20 protein-coding genes are annotated in these 23,897 nt (G+C 63.1%); 13 read left to right on the top strand and 7 right to left on the bottom strand.

The features are described 5' to 3' along the window. The first annotated feature begins 233 nt into the window (after positions 1 to 233). From ACO07W_RS09950 to ACO07W_RS09910, 9 genes are all read left to right on the top strand, one after another. On the top strand, positions 234 to 884 hold the full coding sequence (locus tag ACO07W_RS09950) for an SAM-dependent methyltransferase (protein WP_421842812.1): 651 nt from the start codon (positions 234 to 236) through the stop codon (positions 882 to 884). Continuing rightward, positions 881 to 2,224, top strand: a complete 1,344-nt coding sequence (locus tag ACO07W_RS09945) for a molybdopterin-dependent oxidoreductase (protein WP_421842810.1) — start codon at positions 881 to 883, stop codon at positions 2,222 to 2,224. Before ACO07W_RS09950 ends, ACO07W_RS09945 begins: the two co-directional genes overlap by 4 nt. 1 nt (position 2,225) lies before the next feature. Next, positions 2,226 to 2,762, top strand: a complete 537-nt coding sequence (locus ACO07W_RS09940; protein ID WP_421842808.1) for a hypothetical protein — start codon at positions 2,226 to 2,228, stop codon at positions 2,760 to 2,762. 148 nt (positions 2,763 to 2,910) lie between these two features. Then, complete coding sequence (locus ACO07W_RS09935) at positions 2,911 to 4,092, top strand: alpha/beta hydrolase fold domain-containing protein (RefSeq protein WP_421842806.1); 1,182 nt, start codon at positions 2,911 to 2,913, stop codon at positions 4,090 to 4,092. Positions 4,093 to 4,135: 43 nt separating this feature from the next. Further along, positions 4,136 to 5,545, top strand: coding sequence for a WS/DGAT/MGAT family O-acyltransferase (locus ACO07W_RS09930; protein WP_421842804.1), 1,410 nt, complete (start codon positions 4,136 to 4,138; stop codon positions 5,543 to 5,545). A gap of 15 nt (positions 5,546 to 5,560) precedes the next feature. Further along, the gene (locus ACO07W_RS09925) at positions 5,561 to 6,352 is read left to right on the top strand and encodes a crotonase/enoyl-CoA hydratase family protein (RefSeq protein ID WP_421845911.1); all 792 of its coding nucleotides are present in this window, start codon (positions 5,561 to 5,563) and stop codon (positions 6,350 to 6,352) included. A 141-nt stretch (positions 6,353 to 6,493) separates the two neighbouring features. Next, a complete protein-coding gene (locus ACO07W_RS09920) occupies positions 6,494 to 8,020 on the top strand; it encodes a class I adenylate-forming enzyme family protein (protein ID WP_421842802.1) in 1,527 nt (508 codons plus the stop codon). Continuing rightward, complete coding sequence (locus tag ACO07W_RS09915; protein ID WP_421842800.1) at positions 8,017 to 8,313, top strand: hypothetical protein; 297 nt, start codon at positions 8,017 to 8,019, stop codon at positions 8,311 to 8,313. Before ACO07W_RS09920 ends, ACO07W_RS09915 begins: the two co-directional genes overlap by 4 nt. Before the next feature lie 137 nt (positions 8,314 to 8,450). Beyond that, the gene (locus ACO07W_RS09910; protein WP_421842798.1) at positions 8,451 to 9,539 is read left to right on the top strand and encodes an NAD-dependent epimerase/dehydratase family protein; all 1,089 of its coding nucleotides are present in this window, start codon (positions 8,451 to 8,453) and stop codon (positions 9,537 to 9,539) included. A 24-nt stretch (positions 9,540 to 9,563) separates the two neighbouring features. On the opposite strand, the gene ACO07W_RS09905 is transcribed toward ACO07W_RS09910, so the two are convergent. Then, positions 9,564 to 10,184: a TetR/AcrR family transcriptional regulator gene (locus tag ACO07W_RS09905; RefSeq protein ID WP_421842796.1), complete on the bottom strand. Its 621-nt coding sequence runs from the start codon at positions 10,182 to 10,184 to the stop codon at positions 9,564 to 9,566. Between the two features lie 331 nt (positions 10,185 to 10,515). Between ACO07W_RS09905 and ACO07W_RS09900 the strand changes: the two genes are divergently transcribed. Further along, a complete protein-coding gene (locus tag ACO07W_RS09900) occupies positions 10,516 to 11,337 on the top strand; it encodes a crotonase/enoyl-CoA hydratase family protein (RefSeq protein WP_421842794.1) in 822 nt (273 codons plus the stop codon). Here ACO07W_RS09900 and ACO07W_RS09895 read toward each other — a convergent pair. Both ACO07W_RS09895 and ACO07W_RS09890 read right to left on the bottom strand, forming a co-directional pair. Further along, the gene (locus tag ACO07W_RS09895; RefSeq protein ID WP_421842792.1) at positions 11,334 to 12,806 is read right to left on the bottom strand and encodes an aldehyde dehydrogenase; all 1,473 of its coding nucleotides are present in this window, start codon (positions 12,804 to 12,806) and stop codon (positions 11,334 to 11,336) included. The two genes, ACO07W_RS09900 and ACO07W_RS09895, sit on opposite strands and share 4 nt — an antisense overlap. A gap of 76 nt (positions 12,807 to 12,882) precedes the next feature. Then, positions 12,883 to 13,614: a class I SAM-dependent methyltransferase gene (locus ACO07W_RS09890; RefSeq protein WP_421845910.1), complete on the bottom strand. Its 732-nt coding sequence runs from the start codon at positions 13,612 to 13,614 to the stop codon at positions 12,883 to 12,885. 160 nt (positions 13,615 to 13,774) lie between these two features. Here ACO07W_RS09890 and ACO07W_RS09885 point away from each other — a divergent pair, with 160 nt between their 5' ends. After that, the gene (locus ACO07W_RS09885; protein ID WP_421842790.1) at positions 13,775 to 14,974 is read left to right on the top strand and encodes a glycosyltransferase family 4 protein; all 1,200 of its coding nucleotides are present in this window, start codon (positions 13,775 to 13,777) and stop codon (positions 14,972 to 14,974) included. 26 nt (positions 14,975 to 15,000) lie between these two features. Here ACO07W_RS09885 and ACO07W_RS09880 read toward each other — a convergent pair whose 3' ends face one another. Next, positions 15,001 to 16,767, bottom strand: coding sequence for a hypothetical protein (locus ACO07W_RS09880; RefSeq protein ID WP_421845909.1), 1,767 nt, complete (start codon positions 16,765 to 16,767; stop codon positions 15,001 to 15,003). A gap of 42 nt (positions 16,768 to 16,809) precedes the next feature. Then, a complete protein-coding gene (locus ACO07W_RS09875) occupies positions 16,810 to 18,114 on the bottom strand; it encodes a DUF3068 domain-containing protein (protein WP_421842788.1) in 1,305 nt (434 codons plus the stop codon). A gap of 212 nt (positions 18,115 to 18,326) precedes the next feature. Between ACO07W_RS09875 and ACO07W_RS09870 the strand changes: the two genes are divergently transcribed. Beyond that, positions 18,327 to 19,532 (top strand): acyltransferase family protein, encoded by a 1,206-nt coding sequence (locus tag ACO07W_RS09870; RefSeq protein ID WP_421845908.1) that lies wholly within the window; start codon positions 18,327 to 18,329, stop codon positions 19,530 to 19,532. A 28-nt stretch (positions 19,533 to 19,560) separates the two neighbouring features. Here ACO07W_RS09870 and ACO07W_RS09865 read toward each other — a convergent pair whose 3' ends face one another. Next, positions 19,561 to 20,538 carry a phosphotriesterase-related protein gene (locus ACO07W_RS09865; protein WP_421842786.1) on the bottom strand — a complete coding sequence of 326 codons (978 nt, stop codon included), beginning with the start codon at positions 20,536 to 20,538 and terminating at the stop codon, positions 19,561 to 19,563. Between the two features lie 128 nt (positions 20,539 to 20,666). On the opposite strand from ACO07W_RS09865, the gene ACO07W_RS09860 reads away from it, so the two are divergent. Beyond that, entirely contained in the window at positions 20,667 to 22,373 is a 1,707-nt protein-coding gene (locus ACO07W_RS09860; RefSeq protein ID WP_421842784.1) for an acyl-CoA dehydrogenase family protein, read from the top strand. 43 nt (positions 22,374 to 22,416) lie between these two features. Here the strand turns inward: ACO07W_RS09860 and ACO07W_RS09855 are convergent, their stop codons facing one another. After that, complete coding sequence (locus tag ACO07W_RS09855; protein WP_421842782.1) at positions 22,417 to 23,790, bottom strand: NADP-dependent succinic semialdehyde dehydrogenase; 1,374 nt, start codon at positions 23,788 to 23,790, stop codon at positions 22,417 to 22,419. Positions 23,791 to 23,897 lie beyond the last annotated feature (107 nt).

Here is a 23,897-nt window from a genome sequence, read left to right as displayed (position 1 = left end):
GACAAAATCTGGTCGAAGCGGCGTCGGCGCCCAAGGGCGCGTCGGCCTGGCATGGCATGCTGGGCGCGTAAGCGAACCGTTTTACCTCTTCCCAACGTTGTTATTGACAGGTATTGGTAGTAGTCGATGCGAGGATCCAGGTACCGAAGGGAATGATGCTGGTGTCGGCGCTTGTCGTTAGCGTGTCGGCGTCCGTGCGGGCGATGTGGTCGAGCGCTATGCCAGGGGCTTGAATGCTGGGGCAACTCTATGATCGGGCGCTCGGTGGCGAGCGATGTTGGATCCGCCATGAAGACGGTCAGGTGCGTCCGCTGCCAACTCACCGCTGGTTGGGTGCTCGTGCGGCCCCAGATGGACCGGACTCGGCGGACGAGGCGTTCGATGAGGGCGTGACCCGCATGTGTAGCGGGCCGACCATCGAGCCGGGGTGTGGGCCTGGGCGCTTGGTGGCCCGATTGGCTCGGCGGGGGACACCGGCACTAGGCGTCGATCGGTCAGCGACGGCGATCGACCTGGCAGGACGCAGCGGTGCGCCGGCCCTGCTGGGTGATGTGTTCGAGCCGTTGCCCGGCATGGGCCGTTGGCAAACGGTTTTGCTCGTCGACGGGAATATCGGCCTCGGGGGAGATCCGCGGCGAATTCTGGGTCGGGCGGCTGAGTTGTTGGTTGGCGGCGGTCGTTGCGTGGCTGAATTCGACGCGACGGCCATCGGTATTCGGGTTCGTTGGGTTCGGTTGGAGTCAGCTTGTGATGTCGGGCCGTGGTTTCGTTGGGCGTCGGTCGGCGTGGATAGCGCCGCGACGTTAGCCGCCCACGTTGGCCTTACGTTGACTAGCCTGCAGATGATCGGTGGTCGGGTAATCGCGAGTCTGGCGGCTTCGTGAACCATCCGGCTAGAAAGCCAGAACGTCCCCCGGAGCACTCGGACGACTACGGTTATCCCGCGAGTTTGTGGCGCGCGCTGGACCGGTATCGGCCACCTGGTGTGCAACGGCTGTCACGGTTTCGTAGCCCGTTGCGCGGCCCGTGGCTCACGTCGGTGTTCGGGCTGGTGCTGTTAGTAGCACTGCCAATCATCGTTATCACCGGATTGACGTCCTATATCGCCTATGCGCCGCAATTCGGCCAGGCTATTCCTGACGATGTTGGCTGGCTACGGTTGCCCGCCTTCACCTGGCCCACCCGTCCATCGTGGTTGTATCGGTTGAACCAGGGCGTCCATGTGGGGCTGGGTCTGGTCATCATCCCGGTGGTGTTGGCGAAGCTGTGGTCGGTGATCCCAAAGCTGTTCGTGTGGCCGCCGGTGCGCTCGATCGCCCATCTGCTGGAACGGGTGTCACTGTTGATGCTGGTCGGCGGGCTGCTGTTCGAGATCGTAACCGGTGTGCTCAACATCCAGTACGACTACATTTTCGGGTTCAGCTTCTACACCGGGCACTACATAGGGGCGTGGGTTTTCATTGCCGGATTCTTGATGCACATCGCACTCAAGATTCCACACATGATCACTGGATTGCGGTCGTTGTCAATGCGGGAAGTGTTGCGCACCAACGTGACTGATACCCGCCCGGAGGCCCTTGATCCGACCGGGCTGGTAGCTGCCGATCCGGCTGAGCCGACGATGAGTAGACGAGGCGCGCTGGCCTTGGTCGGCTCCGGCGTGCTGCTGATCGCCGTGTTGACTGTCGGTCAGACGCTGGGGGGTCCCGTGCGTAGGTTGGCTTTATTGCTGCCGCGGGGCCGGACTGGATCGGACGGCCGCGACTTCCCGGTCAACAAGACCGCCGCCGCGGCCAGGATCGCACCTGAGGCTGTCGGCGCGAGCTGGCGGTTGATCCTGCGCGGTGGGCCCGCCGCGGTGGCGCTGGACCGCGCGGCGTTGGCCCGCCTGCCGCAACGTACCGCTCGACTGCCGATCGCTTGCGTCGAAGGATGGTCGACCGTTCAGACGTGGAGTGGGGTGCCGCTGGCCGAGTTGGCTCGGATGGCAGGTGTGCCGGTACCCCGGTCGGCTCGAGTGGTTTCGCTGCAGAGAGGCGGTGCCTTCGGCTCGGCGACCCTTCAAGGCAATCAGGTCAGTGACCCTGATGCGCTGCTCGCACTGCAGGTCAATGGCGAAGACCTCACACTCGATCACGGCTATCCGGCCCGGATAATCGTGCCTGCCCTGCCCGGTGTGCACAACACGAAATGGGTCGCATCCATCGACTTCGAGCCGAGCTGAGATGCCGCGTTTTCTTGGCTTCCTGAGGTCTCCGGAGCGATTCGCTCGTTACTATGGAGCTCATCCGCTGCACCTGCTGACTATGGTGTCCGGCTTTGCGCTGCTGGGCTACATCCTCGCCACCTTCAGGCTTACCGCGCTGTGGAACCCGGACACCTGGTGGCAGTCGATTGCCGTCTGGTTCGCCGCAGCTGTGATCGGCCATGACCTCGTTCTCTACCCTCTCTACGCGTCGGTTGACCGTGCGCTGTCGAGGCGTTGGGTGCAGCGTGCGGGCCGGCCCGCACCGGAACCCCCGATAGTCCGAGCTCGCAACTACATTCGGGTTCCTGCGCTGGGGGCCGGAATGACATTGCTGATATTCCTGCCTGGCATTATTCAGCAGGGCGCACCGACCTATGAGGCGGCGACAGGACAAACTCAACAGCCATTTCTCGGTAGGTGGCTGCTGCTCACCGCGGCGATGTTCGCCATCAGCGCCATTCTGTACGTTGGCCGACTCGTCGGCGCGCGTCGGCGGCATTTTGAGCAAAATTAGCAATAGCGTTTGAGCATTAAGAACATAGATTTCTGCGAATTATTCGCGGCTTTGATTCTGCGCCGCTGGGATCAATAGCCATACGGTTGGCGCAAACGTGGGACGACAAGTAGTAGGCTCACCTCATGACGGCGACGGGGCCCCACGCATGACACCGTGTTTCAGATGGCTGCTACGTGCCCGTCCTGGGGATTACATGATGGCGTTAAGCGTCGCCGGCGCTTCGCTCCCTATGGTTGGTAAGCACCTCGAACCGCTGGGCAGCGTCACTGCGATGGGAGTCTGGGGTGCCCGGCACGCGCCGGGATTCCTCTCCGCGACGGCGAAGGATTGGCTGACGCCGGGGAGCAACGAGGTTCGTCGCCGAGATCGGGAAAATACCAGTGAGGTGTCCCTGGCCGCCCTGCGTGGCATCGTGTCAGCCGGCGATCTGGATGCCGACTGGCCGGTCCCGGAGGGTGCGGCGCCAGTGCTGGGAGCCATGCGTCACCGTCGATACCTTTACCGCCGCGGCGTTCACTATGGAGACCACCCGGCGCAGTTGCTCGACGTCTGGCGGCCCAAAGATCTGCCTTCCGAACCCGCGCCGGTGCTTATTTTCGTCCCCGGCGGCGCCTGGATACATGGCAACCGCACCATCCAGGGGCATGCCCTGATGTCACGCCTGGCCGAGCTGGGGTGGGTGTGCTTGTCGATTGATTACCGCGTCGCGCCGCACCATCGCTGGCCGCGTCATATCCACGATGTCAAGACGGCCATCGCGTGGGCCCGGGCCAACGTCGACAAGTTCGGCGGCGACCGCAACTTCGTCGCGGTGGCCGGGTGTTCGGCCGGTGGACACTTGTCATCGCTGGCTGGGCTCACCGCAAACGATCCCAAATTCCAAGCCGAGCTGCCGGATGGGTCGGACACCTCGGTTGACGCTGTGGTCGGCATCTACGGCCGGTACGACTGGGAGGATCGCTCCACCCCCGAGCGCGTCCGATTCGTCGACTTTCTGGAGCGAGTCGTGGTGGGACGGAGGATCGACCGCAATCCAGACGTATTCCGGGACGCGTCGCCGATTGCCCGAGTGCACGGCAACGCGCCACCGTTCCTGGTGATTCACGGCAGCCGCGATAGTGTCATCCCGGTCGAGCAGGCGCGAAGCTTTGTCGAACGGCTACGCGGGGTTTCGCGCTCGCTGGTCGGCTACGTAGAACTGCCCGGTGCCGGGCACGGCTTCGACCTTCTCGACGGCGCCCGTACTGGCCCGACGGTGCACGCGGTATCGCTGTTCCTCAATCAGGTGCACCGCATTCGAACACAGTTCGCGAAAGAGGTCATCTGACCGCCGGCCGGCTGTAGGGTCAGCCTATGGGTTGGGGGCTGGCATGAAGCGACTGAGCGGCTGGGACGCGGTCCTGCTCTACAGCGAGACTCCGAATGTGCACATGCACACCGTCAAAGTTGCGGTGATCGAATTGGATCCGGACCGCCGCGGCTTCGATGTCGAAGCGTTTCGCGCGGTGATCGGTGGCCGGTTGCACAAGCTCGAGCCGTTGGGTTACCAGCTCGTCGATATCCCGTTCAAATTCCATCACCCGATGTGGCGTGAACATTGCGACGTTGATCTCGAATACCATGTCCGGCCCTGGCAGCTGAGTGCACCAGGCGGCCGACGCGAACTGGACCAGGCCATCGGACAGATCGCCAGCACTCCGCTGGATCGGGACCATCCCTTGTGGGAGATGTACTTCGTTGAGGGCCTTGCGGACAACCGGGTGGCCGTGGTCGCCAAGATTCATCATGCGCTTGCCGACGGGATCGCGTCGGCGAACCTGATGGCTCGCGGCATGGATCTGCTGCCAGAATCGAAAGATGGTCCGTACGTCACCGACCCAGCTCCCACCAAACGGCAATTGATGACTACGGCTTTCGCGGATCACATTCGCCACCTCGGCAGGATCCCCGCGACGATCCGTTACACCGCGCAAGGTCTGGGACGGGTGCGACGAAGCTCGCGGAAGCTGTCACCGGAACTGACGCGGCCCTTCACCCCGCCGGCAACATTCATGAACCATATGATTACCGCGGAACGAAGGTTCGCCACCGCCACCCTCGCGTTCGCCGATGTGCGGGAGACCAGCAAGAAGCTCGGGGTAACGATCAACGACATGGTGCTGTCCATGTCGACCGGAGCCCTGCGCAGTCTGCTCCTGCGATACGACGGCAAAGCGGAACCGCTGCTGGCTTCGGTACCGGTAAGTTACGATTTCTCACCCGAACGCATTTCTGGAAACCATTTCAGCGGAATGATGGTCGCGCTGCCGGCCGACTCCGACGACCCCTTGGAGCGGGTGCGTGCCTGCCACGCCAACGCATTGTCTGCGAAGGAGAGCCACCACCTGATGGGGCCGGAGCTGATCAGCCGGTGGGCGGCGTACTGGCCGCCTGCGGCTACCGAAGCTGCTTTTCGTTGGGCATCGAACCGGGATGGGCAAAACAAGGTTCTCAACCTGAATATCTCCAATGTTCCCGGCCCCCGCGAGCGCGGCAGGGTCGGCGGCGCGCAGGTTACCGAGATCTACTCGGTAGGACCGTTGACCGCGGGCAGTGGTTTGAACATCACCGTATGGAGTTATGTCGATCAGCTGAATATCTCGGTGCTGGCCGATGGCGCTACAGTCAAAGACCCGCATGAGGTCACTGAGGCCATGTTGGTTGACTTCGTCGAAATTCGCAGGGCAGCAGGGCTTTCAAAAGATCTGACGGTTATCGAGGCCGCCATGGCGCAGGCGTGATCCGCGACCGCTACCATCGGCACTGTGAGCGAGGGATCAAGCAACAACGAGTCTGAAGTCCTGGTCGATCAACGCGAGCGGATTCTGATCATCACGATCAATCGTCCGAAAGCCAAGAATGCGATCAACGCCGCAGTCAGCCAAGCGTTGGCCCAAGCGATGGATCGCCTGGATGAAGACGCAGGCTTGTCGGTTGCGATCTTGACCGGCGCGGGCGGTTCCTTTTGCGCGGGCATGGACCTGAAGGCCTTTGCCCGGGGTGAGAATGTCGTGGTTGCGGGCCGCGGCCTGGGCTTTACTGAGCGTCCACCCGACAAGCCGCTCATAGCAGCGGTGGAAGGATACGCGCTGGCCGGTGGGACAGAGTTGGCGCTGGCCACCGATCTGATTGTGGCGGCCAATGACTCGGCTTTCGGTATTCCCGAAGTCAAGCGTGGTTTGGTTGCCGGTGCTGGGGGATTGCTTCGTCTGCCAGAGAGAATCCCCTATGCGATCGCTATGGAACTGGCGCTCACTGGTGACAGTTTGCCCGCGCAACGAGCTCATGAGCTGGGGCTGGTGAATGTCTTGACCGAGCCCGGAGCGGCACTCGACGCCGCGATCGCCCTCGCGGAGCGGATTACTGCGAACGGTCCGTTGGCCGTGGCCGCCACCAAGCGGATCATCACCGAATCTCCCGGCTGGAGCCGGGCTACCAGGTTTGCCGATCAGATGAAAGTGCTGGCCCCAATCTTTGGCTCAAACGACGCTAAGGAAGGCGCGATCGCGTTCGCCGAGAAGCGCCCGCCGCGATGGACCGGGACTTAATCGGCTCGGTGGTGCTGTGCGGTTCGTTATCCGCGTCCGAAGCGCAGCGGACGAGTGCACCGGCGCTAGCGCCGACCGTGCGATCGGATCGATTACACTCGGCCTGAACTTGGCAAGGGCTGCATCCGGCAAGGATCGAGGATGAGCGTTTCGTTGCTGCTCGAGATGGCCACGTCGGACAACCCCGATCGCACGGCCGTTGTCTGCGGAGATCTGCGGTTGACGACTCAGGAGCTCAGCGACCTTGCCGACGGCGCCGCGGGGGTGATCGCGCGATCGCACGCTCAGCACGTCGCGTATGTGGGCACTGGGGGAGCCATGGTGCCTCTGCTCATATTCGCTGCGGCGCGCGCTGGGTTGGCGTTCACCCCGATCAACTACCGGCTGTCGACTGATGCTATCCAGGCTCTGATCGAGCGGTTGCCAAAGCCTTGGGTGATCACCGACGATGCGTACCGGGAGATCCCCGGCAGTACGTCAGCACGGCTGATGAGCACCGACGAATTCCTGATGGCCGCTCGCAATGCCCTGCCTGTCCAGGAGTTCCCCGATCCCGACTCGGTCGCTGTGGTGCTGTTTACCTCGGGCACCACATCTACGCCTAAGGCCGTCGAACTCTCGCACAACAATCTCAACAGCTATGTCACCGGGACGGTCGAATTCAACTCGGCAGGCCCCGGCGACGCCGCGCTGATATGCGTGCCGCCGTACCACATTGCCGGAGTCGGCGCTGCACTGTCGAACGTGTACGCGGGCCGCACAATGGTGTACTTGCTGAACTTTGATGCCCGGGAGTGGGTGCGGCTCGCTATCGCCGAGCAGGTCACAACGGCGACGGTGGTTCCCACCATGCTCGATCGTATCGTCGCCGTACTTGAGCAGGGCGGCTATCGTTTGCCGGCGTTGCGCAACCTAGCTTATGGGGGCTCGAAAGTGGGTTTGCCACTTGTCCGCCGGGCGCTTGAGCTGTTGCCTGAGGTCGGCTTCGTCAACGCCTACGGCCTGACCGAAACAAGTTCGACGATCTCGGTATTGACACCTGAGGATCACCGCGCGGCGCAGGCCGCGCCAGTAGCCGCTGTCGCCAAGCGATTGGGTTCTGTGGGGCGGCCGGTGCCGGGCATTGAGTTGCAGATTCGCGACGACGAAGGAACTGTCTTGGGTCCGGGTCGTTGCGGGGAGCTGTTTGTGCGGGGCGAGCAGGTATCCGGGCGCTACGCCGGGATCGGTTCGGTGCTCGACGAGCACGGCTGGTTTCCCACCAAAGACATCGCCTCGCTCGACGAAGGCGGGTACTTGTTTATCAGCGGCCGCAGCGATGACACCATCATTCGCGGTGGTGAGAATATCGCGCCTGCCGAGTTGGAAGAGGTGTTGATCGAGCACCCCCAGGTGCGGGACGTCGCCGTGGTTGGTGTCGACGATTCGCAATGGGGCCAAGCGATCGTCGCTGTGGTGGCGCCATACCCTGGCGTCGAACCGAACCCGGAGGAACTGCGCGATTATGTCCGCACCAGCTTGCGCGGATCGCGTACCCCCGACCAGGTAGTGTTTCGCGACGAACTGCCAACCACGGCCACCGGCAAAGTGCTTCGCCGCGAGATCATTGAGTGGTTGGCAGAACTGCGCGCCGGCCGGACGGTAAGCGATGGAGGCACCAAACCATGATCAAGAACGGAACTCGTCTCGCCAGCCAGGTGTGCGACACCCAGGTCATCGTCGTCAGAACCGCAGATAGTCTGGACGATCTGCGGTGTGGCGGCGCTTCGATGGTGGCTATTGGCGCAGAGCGTTCGGGTGAACTTGACCCTGCGTTCGCGGATGGCAGCGTGCTGGGTAAGCGCTACGTCGACGACTCCGGTGCCGAGGTGTTGGTCACCAAGCCAGGCACGGGAACACTTAGCATCGGCGCGACGAAGCTTCAGCTTAAAGAGGTCAAGCCGCTACCGGCTAGCGATTAGCGCATGAATGCGGCCCGGGTGACCGCGGTAGTACGCACAGGGGAAGAAAATACCAACAAACCCGACGGGTTCCGGCTAGCCGGCGACAGCTAGATCGTGGGCAATGTGGAGATCCGTACGGTTGAAAGGAGTTTGCGGTGACGGACGAGCCAGATTTGTCGGGGATCGACGTTGACCTCAGCGCGCCGGTCCTGGTAACCGGTGCCACCGGATATGTAGCGGGGTGGATCGTCAAGGGTTTACTGAATGCGGGCGTGACCGTCCACGCGGCCGTCCGGGACCCCAAGAACAAGGCGAAGATCGCGCATCTGGTTGACATGGCCGAGAGGTCACCCGGTGAGGTTCGGTTCTTCGGCGCCGACCTGCTCACCGAAGGTTCGTATACCGAAGCGATGGAGGGTTGCCGCATTGTTTTCCATACGGCCTCGCCGTTCGTGCGCGCGGTGGGCGATCCGCAGCGCGATTTGGTCGACCCGGCCGTATTAGGAACGGCCAACGTCTTGTCGAGCGCCAACCTTGTGGGTTCGGTGTCGCGCGTAGTCCTGACGAGTTCGGTTGTGGCGATCTGTAGCGATGGACGCGATTGTGAAAATGCACCTGGCGGCGTGATCACCGAAGCGATTTGGAACACGACGGCCTCGCTCGACTATGAGCCGTACAGCTACTCCAAGCGGCTCGCCGAGCAGGAAGCTTGGCGGCTCGCCGAGAGTCAGGATCGTTGGCGGCTTGTGGTCGTCAACCCCTCGCTGGTTACCGGGCCCGCGACCGGGCCCGATCCGACATCGGAGAGTTTCACCATCGTCAAGCAGATCGCGGACGGCACGATGAGACAGGGCGCGCCTCGGATTGGGATGGGCATGGTGGATGTTCGCGAGGTCGCGCGGGCGCATATCGCGGCTGCCTACCTACCGGACGCTCACGGGCGGCACATCGTTTCTGGCCACGACACCGACATGCTGGAGTTGGCGCAGGCGCTGCAGCCGCGTTTCGGGCGGAGCTTTCCGTTACCGAGATGGGCGTTACCTAAGTTCCTCGTCTGGCTGGCAGCACCGTTCGTAGGGCTTAGCCGTGATTTCGTCAACAACAGCGTTGGCCGCGCGTGGCGTGCTGACAACTCGAAGAGTCAACGTGAGCTGGGCATCACCTACCGGCCTCTGCGGGAGTCGATGGAGGACATGTTCTCGGACTTGATTGAACGAGGAGTCTTAACGCCGTCGGGCAAATGAATTCGCGGCTGTTGTGTCGTGTCGTCACTCGGGTTGCGTTTTACCGCGGGCGACGAATTCGCGTGCATTGACCAGGAACTCCAGCTGTTCGCCAACCTCGCGCAACGGGCCCGCGTTGCGAGTGGAACGACACAGCACAATTGCGCCCTCCAGGGCGGCGATCGAGGTCGTGGCCAGCGAAGCCGAATTAGCCTCATCGAAGCCGTCAGCGACGAACGCCCTGGTCAATGCCGCGCACCAACGGTCCAAGATGGCGCCTGCCGCGGTGGACAATTCGGGTTCGTCGTCGGCTGAGCCGACCACCGCTGCCACCACGGGGCAGCCGGCAGTGAAGTCTCCGTCGGCTAGCAGGCGTTCCCAGAATGTGACGAACTCTCGCAGCAGGACCTTGGCTCCCCGGTCGGCGGTGCCATCGATGACGCCGGTGATGGAATCGCCGGCGTAGCGCAGAGCCTCGCTGAGAATCTGATTGCGCCCGTTCGGAAAGTGGTAGTAGACCGAGCCGCGCGGTGCGCCGCTGCGCGCTAGCACCGCGTCGATGGTCACTCCCGCGGCTCCGCGTTCACGCATTAACGTGGCCGCGCTGACCAGCATCTTGTGGCGGGTGCCGCCTCGCCTGTTCGCTGCGGCACCAGCAGGGGTCATGCGGTACGCCGATGCTGTATTGGCCCGTGGATATCACGTGGGCTGAACCTGAACGGGTTGCGCTGAACGAGGGGTATCTGATGAGGGAAGCGGCATCCAGCGACGCTGAACTCGATGATCCGCATGTTTTCTCCTGCTGTGGGCAGCGTTGACGCATCGGAGATGCGGACCCGCTGTTTAGGCAATAAAGCATATTTATTCGACTGGGCGTCGGCAAGGTATCGATAGCGAATACCGCTTGGCAAGGGACTTCCTGGTCAATCCTGCGGCGCCCGCAGTCTTCCTTATATGGTCTATTGCATATTACTGATATGTGCGGTTCACTTTGTGGATGACTAGCACTTCCGATAGCGCCCTGACTGAGCTGCCCGTTTTGGAGACCGTGTCAATCGAACGTGATGGGGCTGTTCTGATGATCGGCCTGAACCGGCCGCACAAACGCAATTCGTTCAACCGGACGATGCTGGTCGACTTAGCCCGCGCCTATGCGCTGTTGGAATCCGATACCTCGGTGCGCGCCGGTGTGTTGTTCGCGCATGGCGACCACTTCACCGGCGGTCTGGATCTCGTGGACGTCGGCCCCAACATCGCGGCTGGGCAGATAGCCCTTCCTGACGGCGGTCGCGATCCCTGGCGGCTGGACGGTCCGTGGAGCACACCTGTTGTCGCTGTCGTGCACGGTTGGTGCATGACGTTGGGCATAGAACTCCTGCTGGCCGCTGACATTCGTGTCGCCGCTGTCGGAACACGCTTTGCGCAGCTTGAAGTGCAGCGCGGGATCTATCCGTTCGGTGGCGCGACGATCCGTTTACCGCGAGACGCGGGGTGGGGAAACGCCATGCGCTGGCTGCTTACCGGCGACGAGTTTGACGCGGCCGAGGCGCACCGAATCGGTCTGGTTCAAGAGGTGGCCGACGATGGGGAGGCAGCCTTGGCCCGGGCGCGCGAGATCGCACATACGATTGCCGAACGCGCGGCGCCGTTGGGTGTACGGGCCACGCTGAAATCGGCGCATCTGGCGCACGAGCACGGACAAGCCGCCGCGATCGAGCGATTACGCTCGGACGTCACCGCCCTGTTCGGCAGCGAAGACGCTGCCGAGGGCGTGCAATCGTTCGTCGAGCGCCGACAGGCTCGATTCGTGGGCCGCTAACTGGTGATCGTGTAACCCATCGGTAGCAGTACGCTCTTTTGCTGGGTGAAGTGCTCGACACCCTCCGGCCCGTTCTCGCGGCCGATGCCGGAGTTCTTATATCCGCCGAACGGGCAGCCGGGGTCAAAGGCGTACCAGTTGATTCCGTAGGTCCCGGTGCGGATCCGCTTTGAGACCTCGATGCCTTTGGGCACGTCGGTGGTCCAGACGCTGCCGGCCAGCCCGTATACCGAATCGTTGGCAATCGCTATCGCGTCCTCTTCGGTGTCATACGCAATGATGGACAAGACAGGACCGAAAATCTCCTCCTGGGCGATCGTCATCTTGTTGTCGACGTCAGCGAACACGGTAGGTTGCACGAAGAAACCTTCGTCCAGGCCTTCGGGGCGGCCGCCGCCGCACACCAGCCGCGCGCCCTCCTCGATGCCCTTGGCGATGTAGCCCTCAACGCGGGTCCGTTGCTTCTCCGAGATCAACGGACCCACCTGGACAGCCGGATCCGACGGACTGCCCACCGGGAGTGCTTGCACGAAAGCGCTTACCGCGTCCACGATTTCGTCGTACCTAGAACGTGGAGCCAGTATGCGGGTCTGATTCACGCAGCCCTGCCCGGTGTTCATCACACCGGAAAACACCAGCATTGGAATTGCGGCGGCCACATCAACATCCTCAAGGAGGATGGCGGCTGATTTGCCGCCGAGCTCCAGCGTGCACGGCTTGAGGAGATCGGCCGCCCGCCGGCCGATCTCCTTGCCTACTGCGGAGCTGCCGGTAAAGGTAAACATGTCGATATCGGGGTTGGATGTAAGTGCCTGTCCGGTTTCGATCCCGCCCGGCACGACAGACAGCACGCCCTCAGGCAGACCCGCCTCCGCGAACACCTCCGCCAAAGCATTTGCGGTCAGTGGTGTTTCCGCGGCTGGCTTGAGGACCACCGTGCATCCGGCCAGCAGGGCCGGGCCGAGCTTGTTGACTGCAAGGAAAAGGGGCACATTCCACGCGACGATCGCACCGACAACTCCGACCGGCTCGCGGTGGACGATGGTCTGCCCGTAGGAACCATTGCGTGTCTCGGTCCATCGGACCTGTTCCGCGGCATCGTTGGCAAAGAAGTTCATCGCCCCCATAGAGCCCATCCAGTGCATCGTTTCGACGATGGTTGGAGGTTGGCCGGTCTCAGCGGTCAGCAGGGCGGTGAACAGGTCCTTGCGCTCGTCCATCAACGCCACCGCAGCGGCGATGACCGCAGCGCGCTCCTTTGGCGAAGCGGCGGGCCAGGGGCCATGGTCGAAGGCCGCGCGGGCTGCGGCGACCGCGGCGTCGACGTCGGCTGCAGCTGCCATCGGCACCTTGCCGACGTAATCTCCGGTGGCGGGACTGCGCACCTCGATAATTTCGGAGGTCGACGGTGCTGTCCACTTGCCGCCGATAAAAAGTTTGTCGTATTCGGTCTTGGGGTTGTCGCTCATGGCCGCCACCCTACCCAAGCCGAAGATAGAACGAGAACCTGTTACAGTCCGGCAGCAGACGGACCATTTCGCGGCGTTATGACGGCTGCAGCACCAGCACCAGATTGCTTACCAGGAACTCGCGCAGCACCGGCACCGATGTCAGCCACCATGCCCACCTGGGGTGGTAACGAGGAAATGCGGCGATCGCGGCGCCCGTGCTCGAGGCCCAAGTCAGACCCTCAGCAGCCGACACCGCGAACAACGATGACCCAAAATTGTTTTTTGCCGGGCGGCCGTGTTTGCGGGCGTATAGCGCCGCGGCGCGAGCGCCGCCGAGATAGTGGGTCAGTCCCATTTCGTGCCCGCCGAACGGACCCAGCCAGACGGTATAGGAAAGCACAGCAAGGCCGCCAGGCTTAGTCACCCGCAACATCTCGGCGCCGAGCTGCCAGGGGCGTGGCACGTGCTCGGCAACATTGGAGGACAGGCAGATGTCGGCAGAGTCGTCGGCGAATGGCAGCGCCGTGCCCGATGCCCGGACCGTTCTATCCTGTCCGATAGTTAAAGCCGTTTCACCTGCTCGCATCTCGCTCGGGTCGGGCTCGACGCCAATATAGTTGACACCAATGTCGGCAAAGGCGGACGCGAAATACCCTGGTCCGGAGCCAACGTCGATCAGCGTGCGGCCAGCTGAAGACTCGCCGTGCGTGGCCAGCCACAGATCGCCGACCATTGCCGCGGTATCGGCGGCCAGTGCGCCGTAGAAGCGCGCCGGCTCGGCTTGTTCGTGGCGGAATTCGCGCAGCAAACGAAGCAAGCGGGTCATGGTTGCCCGTCGCGCGAAGATGTCAGTGACCTTGGGGGCGCCCGCCACCTGTCACACCCTACGGTTGGCGGCTACCGGCCGCTGTTGGGGTACCCGGGTTGGCGGCCCGTTTTGGGTCGCATCGTCGACCAACACGTTCGTGGGGCTAGGCTGTTGCGCGATGTCTGCCGCGCGTTGTGAGGTCGCGGGCCGCCGCACCCCAGGCTCGGGTGGCCTGCGGTCGGTATTGCTGTTGTGTTGGCGCGATACCGGGCACCCACAGGGCGGCGGCAGCGAAACCTATCTGCAACGTATCGGGGCGCAGTTGGCGTTATCGGGTATTGCTGTCACGTTGCGCACGGCCCGGTACCCGGGTGCGCGACGACATGAAGTGGTTGACGGCGTACAGATAAGCCGTGCTGGTGGACGTTATTCGGTATACGTCTGGGCGTTGCTGGCGATGGCGGCAGCCAGACTGGGGTTCGGGCCGCTACGCCGAGTGCGCCCCGATGTCGTCGTCGATACCCAGAATGGCTTGCCTTTTGTCGCCCGGCTGTTGTATGGCCGAAAGGCAGTGATACTCGTGCACCACTGCCACCACGAGCAATGGCCGGTTGCGGGTCCAGTGATTGGCCGGATTGGTTGGTATGTCGAGTCGAGGTTGTCGCCGCGGTTACACCGCGACAACCAATATCTGACCGTGTCGCTTCCGTCGGCCCGCGACCTTGTCGCGCTTGGTGTGGGCAACGAGCGAATCGCGGTAGTACGCAACGGGCTCGACGCGGCGCCGACGCAATCCCTTTGTGGCCCGCGCGCGGACGCGCCTCGAGTGGTTGTGCTGTCCCGGCTGGTTCCGCACAAACAAATCGAGGACGCGTTGGAAGCAGTCGCGGAGTTGAGACCGCGGCTAGCCGGGTTGCACCTCGACATCGTCGGTGGAGGTTGGTGGCGACAACGTCTTGTCGACCACGTGCACCGACTTGGCATTTCCGACGCGGTGACCTTTCATGGCCACGTCGGCGATGTGCACAAACACCAGGTGCTCCAACGTTCGTGGGTGCACTTGCTGCCGTCCCGCAAGGAGGGATGGGGTCTTGCGGTTGTCGAGGCGGCCCAGCACAGTGTGCCGACGATCGGGTACCGGTCTTCTGGTGGCCTGTCGGACTCGATTATTGATGGGGTGACTGGCGTATTAGTCCGCGACCGGGCTGAGTTGGTGGATCGGCTTGAGCAACTGCTGTCCGATTCGGTGCTGCGTAACCAACTCGGCGCCAAGGCACAGGCCCGCAGCGGGGAATTCTCGTGGAAGCAAAGTGCGGATGCGGTGTACACGGTCTTGGATGCGGTACGCGTGGGCCGCCGGATCAGCGGTGTGGTCTAGCTCTGGCTGATCGCGCGCCGCGAGATCTACTTCCGCGCCTCACCAATTGGTGCGCTGTCCCCGTGGTGTCTGCGTCGGCGTAGGTAACGGCGGTGCCTCGGCCGAGTGACCATCGCGCCGATACCGCCGGCGATCAGCATAGCCAGCCACACCAGATGCGCCATCACACTCAATCGGAAGCGAGTGCCAGAGGCATGGTCGGTTCTGCCGCCGATCCGATAGAGAGCGATCCCACGGTCCCGGTAGGTCGGTGACATCTTGTCCAGGGTGTGTTCGGCCGCGCCCATTTCGCCGACGCTGTCGGATTCGACGACCAGCCACGCCACTCCGGCAGCGGCCAACTCCATCGGATCTGGCCCCGCCAAAAGCACCTTCTGTACCGCTTGGGCGCGGGCACCCTCCCCAGTGATCTTCACCCCGGAAATGACGAGATCACCGGTGCTCAACACATCGGCGCGCACCCAGCGGGGCAGCGGATCCAGGACCGGCGCCGGCCCAGCCCAGGGAAAGCGCCGCATAGTGCCAGCCGGCAACACAGCTATCAGCCCCGGGGACCCGGGTTGATCGTTGATCGTTGCCGCCACCGTGGCCCATCCGGGCGGATACTGCACCGGTGTGACCTTGCCCCACGCACCCCAGGCCAGATCGGGCAGCGTCAGAACCAGGGCCAGGCAGCAGATCGATGCTGTTGCGGCGGGCCGCAGCCGGCGACGCAGCGTCACTACCGTGCCCGCACCCGCTAGAGCGTACCCAGGAACCGCCAGCGCCACCCACTTCTGTCCGTCGCGCAGCACACCAAATCCCGGTGCGGCATCGACAACCGCACGCAACACCTGCAGGCCAGGCCCGGTTGCCAGGGCAGCGGGCGCCAACACTGACACCGCAGCCAGCAGCAACAGCGGCACCGCTGCGGGGCGACGCGCCGCCTGGGGTAATCCCGCCATCACTATCGCCAACATGACGACAGCCGCCATCACCACGAAAAACGTTGTCCGGGAGTCGGGTACGGCCTCGCCATTCCAGATCCCACCGAGACTGGCGAGGCTACCGACGGTGCCCAGACCCGGCTCGGCACGTGGCGCGAACGCGTCAACTCCTAGCGCGTTAGCCGCGGTGTGGGCGGTCAACGCGGGTCCCAGCGCCGACGCCGTCAGCCAGGGCAAGGCGCCTGTCAGCGCGCTGGTTGATGCGACAACGGCGCACAGCCAACGCGGCTGACCTCCACCAGGTGCGGCCACGCAGGCCAGCGCGACGACTGTGGCGAGCAGCAGCCCAGTTGGGGTCAGGCCGGCCAGCGCGATCCAGAAGGTCAACCCGAAGAAATCCAACCACTGTCGACGGCCTGTTCCGCCGGATGAACGCAACGCCAGCATCGTCTTGGCAACCCACGGTAGGCAGCCGTACCCGACCAGCAGGCTCCAATGCCCTTGCAGGAGCCGTTCGGCGACGTAGGGATTCCAGATCGCGAGCGTGGTCGCGATCAACTCGCCGCCCGTTCCCGCCTCGGGCAGTGTCGCCGCGACAAGGTGCGCTGCACCCCAACCCGCCAGCCACAACCCGATGAGCAGCAGCGCCTTCACCACCAGCCCGCCGTCGACCAGATGCGACGCCAGAGCAACCGCGAAATCTTGCGGAGTGGCGCGCGGCGCGGTTGCCAAACCCAGCGCGTTGTCGGTCAGATACGACCGCGGAGTCGACACGGCGTCGCGCAGCAAAAGATAGCCGGGCCGGGCCAGCGGGGCAGTTACCAACAGTGCGAGAACCAACGCGTAGCCCGGCCGGGACCAGCGCAGAGCCTCGCGGCATACCGCGTGCACGCGCGGCGCGCTGCCCGGCTAAATCCGTTCCGGCGGGCCGGGGCTGGGTGGGTCCGCCGGGGACGAGCCCTGGTCGCGGGTGCGAGGATTGGGCGGCGGGGCGGACTCCGGCGGACCCGAGCCGGTCGGGCCCGGGTCGCGCTCAAGTTCGGGGCGCTGTGAGGGCAGCTTCTCGGTCTCGGCTTCGGCGCCGGGCACCGGTTCTTCCTGCCCGCTGCCGCTGAAGAAGTCGTGGTCGTCGCGGTCCTGGCCGGGATCGGCCAACGTGCTCTCGGCTCGAAGGCTGAACGAGGCGAGTAGGCTTCCGCCCACCAGAGCGACTAAACCGGCTGCGGTAAACATGATCGGTAGCACCCGCGACCATAGAGCCAGTCGGTCACGCTCGTCGCGAGCCGCATTCACTTGGGATTCGACAGTCTCTTCTGTCGACGTGACCTTGTAATCGGCCATCGTCAACTCGGGCTTTAGGGCGTCGCGCGCGAAGTAGTGGTTGGCGTGTTCGGTTTCTTTGACGATAGTGCCGGAAACCGGGTCGACCCAGAAGGTCCGCTGCGCGGCGTAGTAGCGAGTCATCGTTATCTGCTCGTCGGGTTCGCCAGGAACCCCCCACATCGTGGCCGGTGCGGTGACCTTGCCGTCCTCGTTGCCCGCGTACAGCGATGGGTACTTGATGGGCGCCACCAGCTTCCCGTCGGTGTTGTAGCCGATGTTCTGGGTGAAGCGGTAAGTCGTCAAGCCGTTGACGTCGTCTTCGCTCTCGTAGTTGACGTCAAACGCCTTCTGCGCGATCGGGTCAAAGTAGGGATAAGTCTTCTTCTCGGTGTGGAACGGGAAGCGGTGCGATAAACCGTCGTGTCGCAGTGGGATCGCGGTCGGCGGGTTGTCGTCCTTGAAACCACGCGGTTTCTGGACAGCGCCGCCGGTATGCGTATCGTCCGAAACGGCCATCGCCGTCTTTCGGTTGAGGGTGACCGTATCGACGATCGCCAGCAGCAGGCCATGGTCCTTCTGTTTATCGGTGCGTCGAAGTGAGTTCCCGACCTGGAGGGTGACCACGTAGGCGTTGGCCGGCGACTCGACGCTGACCTGTTGTTGGGACACCACCGGGATATCTTTGTTGACCACCATCCGCTGCGCGGACAGAGACGCTGAGTCGATTGCGGTGCCGGTGCCGTCGCTTATCAACGTTGCGTCGATATCTAGCGGAATCCTGGTGATCTTGCTGCTGGTGTACGTCGACAGCAGCAACGCGGCGATCAGCAGGGCGGCACCGAGGCCAATAGTCCCGCATGCGGCGATCCGCAACATGACTGCACGGTTCACCTCGCTGTGACCTCCTCTTGGTCCACGGATTCGTCTTGGTCCACTGACTGGTCAGTCGTGACCCGCTCCGACCCGGCCATGCAGCGAGTCAAAACCCGTTTGACCCTAACAGCAGAATGCGGGGTCGTCCGTGCGGACAAACCTATTCTCACGCGAAGATGGGTCCCGGCGGGTAATCGAGCTGGGTGGCTACGGCATACCCGATTCGCCGGATGACCCGTTGCCGGCAGACTGTGATTGTGACCGATGGCCAGCAGGTGGGCGGGACCCGCAGCTTTTTGCCCGCTGTCGAGGGAATGCGCGCATGCGCAGCGATTGGTGTGGTCGTCACTCACGTCGCCTTCCAGACGGGACACTCGAGCGGTGTCGCGGGCCGGTTGTTCGGCCGCTTCGATCTGGCTGTGGCGGTTTTCTTCGCGTTGTCCGGATTCCTGTTGTGGCGCGGGCACTCCGCGGCGGCACGAGATTTGAAGCCGCGCCCGCGGACTAGCCACTACCTGCGATCGCGGGTCGTCCGGATCATGCCCGCGTATGTGGTTGCGGTTGTCATTATTCTTTCCCTGCTGCCCGACGCGGGCCACGCCAGCCCTACGCTCTGGTTGGCGAACCTGACGCTCACCCAGATCTATGTGCCGCTTACCCTGACCGGCGGCTTGACTCAGATGTGGAGCCTGTCTGTCGAAGTCACCTTCTACCTCGTATTACCCGTACTCGCGTTGCTGGCCCGTCGCCTTGCAGTCCGTGCGCGGGTGCCGGCGATCGCCGCCCTTGGCGTCCTCAGCTGGGCTTGGGGCTGGGTGCCGCTGGATCTGCCCTCAGGAGTAAACCAATTGAATTGGCCGCCGGCGTTCTTCTCCTGGTTCGCTGCGGGAATGTTGCTGGCGGAATGGGCCTACAGTCCGATCGGGTTGCCGCACCGGTTGGCGCGCCGCCGTGTGCTCGTGGGCTTCGTGGCGGTGTTGGCCTACCTGGTGGCGGCTTCCCCGCTGGCCGGTCCGGAAGGACTGGTCCCGGGCACCGCCGCACAATTCGCTGTGAAGACGGCAATGGGTTCGGTCGTCGCGTTCGCTCTGGTGGCGCCTTTAGTGCTGGACCGGCCAGACACGGCGCACCGGATGCTCGGGAGCACGGCGATGGTTACTCTGGGGCGTTGGTCTTATGGCCTGTTCATCTGGCATTTGGCTGCCCTGGCCATGGTGTTCCCGGTGATCGGCACGTTTGCTTTTACCGGCCGGATGCCCACCGTTTTGGTGTTGACGCTGATCTTCGGAATCGCGATTGCCGCGGTCAGCTACGCGCTTGTCGAGTCGCCCTGCCGGGAGGCGCTGCGCCGCTGGGAGCGGGGCGGAACACAGTCGAGATCAAACCCGCCGCGGAATCTGGCCGGTGATCGTCAAGCAGACGCAATCGCGCCCTGACCTCGGCATCGCGAGTCGGACCGGGCCGCTAGTAGGCGCCCTGTCGTTCGAAAATGCGGCGCGGGTTGTCCACGAGCATGGTCTGCAACTGCTCATCGGTGACGCCACGTTCCTTTAGTGCTGGAATCACGTCGTTGTGGATGTGCAGGTAATGCCAGTTGGGGGCAGCTGCCGGTAGCAGCGCCTCAGGCAGCGCATCGAAGTAGCAGTTGGCGTCGTGCGACAGCACCATCTTGTCCGCGTGCCCGCGCTCGCACATCCGGGCCACGATGTTCACTCGCTCCTGGAAAGGCAGGATCACATCGACGCCAAACCGGTCCATCCCGAGGTAGGAGCCGTTGGCGACAAGTTCTTCCAGATAGCCGACGTCGGTGCTGTCGCCCGAGTGGCCGATGACCACTCGGCTAAGGTCGACGCCCTCCTGCGCGAAGATGCGTTGCTGATCGAGCCCGCGCCGCAGTCCGGCGTGAGTATGCGTGGATATCGGCGCTCCGGTGCGCCGATGCGCTTGAGCCACAGCACGCAGTACCCGTTCGACCCCGGGGGTGATACCGGGCTCGTCGGTGGCGCATTTGAGGATGCCGGCCTTGATACCGGTGTCGGCGATACCCTGCTCGATATCGCGGACGAACATGTCGGTCATCGGCTCAGGACCGCCCAGTGGGGCGCCCGGACCTAGGTAGTGGAAGCAGTATGGCACGTCGTTGTAGGTGTACAGACCGGTAGCGACGACGATGTTGAGTTCGGTGGCCGCCGCGACCCGTGCGATACGCGGCAGATAGCGGCCCAGCCCGATCACGGTGAGGTCGACGATGGTGTCCACGCCGCGAGCCTTGAGTTCGTTGAGTCGGGCGATGGCGTCTGCGACCCGCTTTTCCTCGTCGCCCCAGGCTTCTGGATAGTTCTGCGCGATTTCGGTGGTCATGATGAACACGTGCTCGTGCATGAGTGTGACGCCCAGTTCAGCAGTATCGATGGGTCCCCTGGCGGTAGCTAACTCCGACACATCAACGATGCTAGGTCGCTCTAGGGGGAGGTCAATAGTGCTCGCGGTGCGAGCTATTGGCCCGTTGGCGGCCCGATTGCAGTACCGTCAGCCTCGTCAGTTCCCAACCCGTCCGGGAGCCACCCGTCATGCTGCTAAATCCCAACCGCTTAGAACGCCAATACCCAGACCGTCGCTCCGGGGAGATCATGGCTGCGACGGTCGATTTTTTCGAGTCCAGGGGAAAGGCTCGGCTCAAACACGACGACCACGAACGGACGTGGTACTCGGATTTCTTAGACCATGTTGGCCGGGAACGTATTTTTGCTTCCCTACTGACACCCGCCAAATACGGCACTGAAGACTGCCGCTGGGACACTTACCGAATTAGCGAGTTCGCCGAGATCGTAGGTTTCTATGGACTGAACTATTGGTACCCCTTCCAGGTGACAGCACTGGGTTTGGGCCCGATCTGGATGAGTGGCAATGAGGACGCCAAGCGCAAAGCTGCCGATCAGCTTGAAGCCGGTGAAGTGTTCGCGTTCGGGCTGTCGGAGCAGGCTCACGGCGCCGACGTATATCAGACCGACTTGATCCTTACCCCGACAGATGGTGGTGGGTCTTCCTGGGTCGCCAATGGGGAGAAGTACTACATCGGCAACGCCAACGTCGCCCGGATGGTATCCACCTTCGGCAAGATCGCCGGGACGGACGAGTACGTCTTCTTCGCCGCCGACTCTGCGCATGAGCGATACGACCTGATCAAGAATGTGGTGAACTCGCAGAATTACGTCGCCAATTACGCGCTGCGCGATTATCCGGTCGTCGAGGCCGATATTCTGCACCGTGGCCCGGAGGCTTTCCACGCGGCTCTCAACACCGTCAATGTGTGTAAGTACAACCTGGGGTGGGGCTCGATCGGGATGTGCACGCACGCGATGTACGAGGCAATCACGCACGCCTCCAACCGCTATCTGTACGGGACGGTGGTCACCGACTTCAGTCACGTGCGGCGGCTGCTCATCGATGCCTATGTGCGGTTGGTCGCAATGAAGATGGTCGCAGCCCGTGCATCCGACTACATGCGTAGTGCTTCCGCCGAAGACCGTCGCTATCTGCTGTACAGCCCGCTCACCAAGGCGAAGGTCACCAGCGAAGGGGAGCGAGTTGTCACCGCGTTATGGGATGTCATTGCAGCCAAGGGCGTGGAAAAGGACATGTTCTTCGAAACGGTGGCCCGAGAGATCGGTCTGCTGCCCCGCTTGGAAGGCACAGTGCACATCAACATCGGATTACTGGGCAAGTTCATGCCCAACTTCCTGTTCGCCCCCGATGCCGCGCTGCCGTTGATTCCCCGCCGCGACGACGCCGCCGACGACGTGTTCTTGTTCGACCAGGGGCCTACCGGGGGCCTGGGCAGGGTTCGTTTTCACGATTGGCATACGTCTTTTGCCAGCTTTGCTCACTTGCCTAACGTCGCGTTGCTGCGTGAACAGATCGACATGCTGGCCGAGATGCTGGCCAGCGCCAGTCCTGACGCCGGGCAGCAGAAAGACATCGACTTTGTCTTCGGGGTGGGCCAGTTGTTCGCGACGGTGCCTTATGCCCAGCTCCTCTTGGAGGAGGCTCCGTTGTCTGGTGTCGGTGAGGCGCTGCTCGACGAGATTTTCGCGTTGTTAGTCAGGGACGTCAACAGCTATGCGATTGAGCTGGGCGGTAAGCCGGCTACCACCGATGAACAGGCGCGTCTGGCGATGCGGATGATCCGCCGTCCGGTGCATGATCCGGCGCGCTACGAACAGATCTGGAAGGGCCACGTTCTGCCGATGAGCGGTGCCTACCAGATGCGCCCGTAGCCGAGCGGCTAGGGCGGGGTGGTCTCGGTACTCCGTCTTGGCTTTAGGCGATCCAGACTGTCTTGACGTTGCAGAATTCGCGGATTCCATGAGCGGCTAGCTCTCTGCCGTAGCCCGACCGTTTAACACCCCCGAACGGAAGTTCGGGATAGGACACGGTCATCCCATTGATAAAGACCTGACCGGCTACGACATCATCGACAAATCGTTGTTGCTCGATCGTGTCTTGTGTCCATGCGTTCGACCCGAGGCCGAATGTCGTGGCGTTAGCGATCTCGATCGCTTCGTCGATGTTCTCGGCGCGGAACACCGACGCGACAGGGCCGAAGACCTCTTCGGTGTACAGCGCAATGTCCTTTGAGATGTCGGTGATTACCGTGGGCGGGTAGAACCATCCAGGTCGGTCGGGACGCATGCCGCCGCAGTGGATTACCGCACCCGCTGCGGCCGCGGCGTCAACCTGCTGTTCGACCTCTGCGCGGCCCTGTTCGGTGGCGAGCGGACCCACGTCAGTCTCGGGGTCGGTCGGATCTCCGACCCGCAGTGCTGCCATTCGCTCGACGAACTTGTTGACGAATTGGTCGTAGATGTCGGCGTGGGCGATAAACCGTTTGGCCGCGATGCAGGACTGGCCGTTGTTCTGTACCCGGCCAGTGACCGCTGTCTTTACCGCAGCGTCCAGATCCGCGGATGGCATCACGATGAATGGATCGCTGCCCCCGAGTTCAAGCACAGTGGGCTTGATCTCGTCGCCGGCGATGGCCCCGACTGACTGGCCGGCCGATTCGCTTCCCGTGAGGGTCGCCGCGGCGACTCGATGATCGCGCAGAACGGTTTCGACGCCACTTCCCGGAATGAGCAGGGTCTGAAAGCAGCCTTGCGGGAAACCGCCGCGGGCAATAACGTCGGCCAGGTACAACGCGCACTGCGGAACATTCGACGCGTGCTTGAGAATGCCGACATTGCCAGCCATCAGAGCCGGCGCGGCGAACCGAGCGACCTGCCAAAGTGGAAAGTTCCACGGCATGATGGCCAGCACCACGCCGAGCGGTTGGTATCGGCTATAGGCTTTGGATGCGCCTACCTTTTCCGCTTCAACCGCCTCGTCGGCGAGTAACGCTTCGGCGTTCTGCGCATAGTAGCGAAAACCCTTGGCGCACTTCAGTGCTTCACTTTTGGCTGAGGCCAGCGTCTTACCCATCTCAAGGGTTACCATGGCGGCGGTACGGTCTGCCTCGGCCTCGAGCAAATCGGCGGTTGCGTTGGCCCACTGGGCGCGTTGGGCGAAGCTGGTATGGCGGTAGTCGGCGAAGCGCTCGGATGCGCGGGCGATCGCCGCTTCGACTTCATCGCTGGTTGCCGGTGCGAAGGTTTTGACTGTCTCGCCAGTCGTCGGGTTGATAGTGGCGATGGGCACGTTGACATCCTTCGTTGGGTTGATGCTTCCGGTGGGACACGTTCGTTGGCCAGCCTGCCACCATTGTGTCCATCCGGGGATGCCGGACCATCGTGATGACGTGGCCG

This window comes from Mycobacterium sp. (assembly GCF_965230835.1).
In the GTDB taxonomy this organism is placed as follows: Bacteria; Actinomycetota; Actinomycetes; order Mycobacteriales; family Mycobacteriaceae; genus Mycobacterium.
Note: the sequence above shows the minus strand (reverse complement) of the source record. Positions and strands in the feature narration are given on the sequence as shown.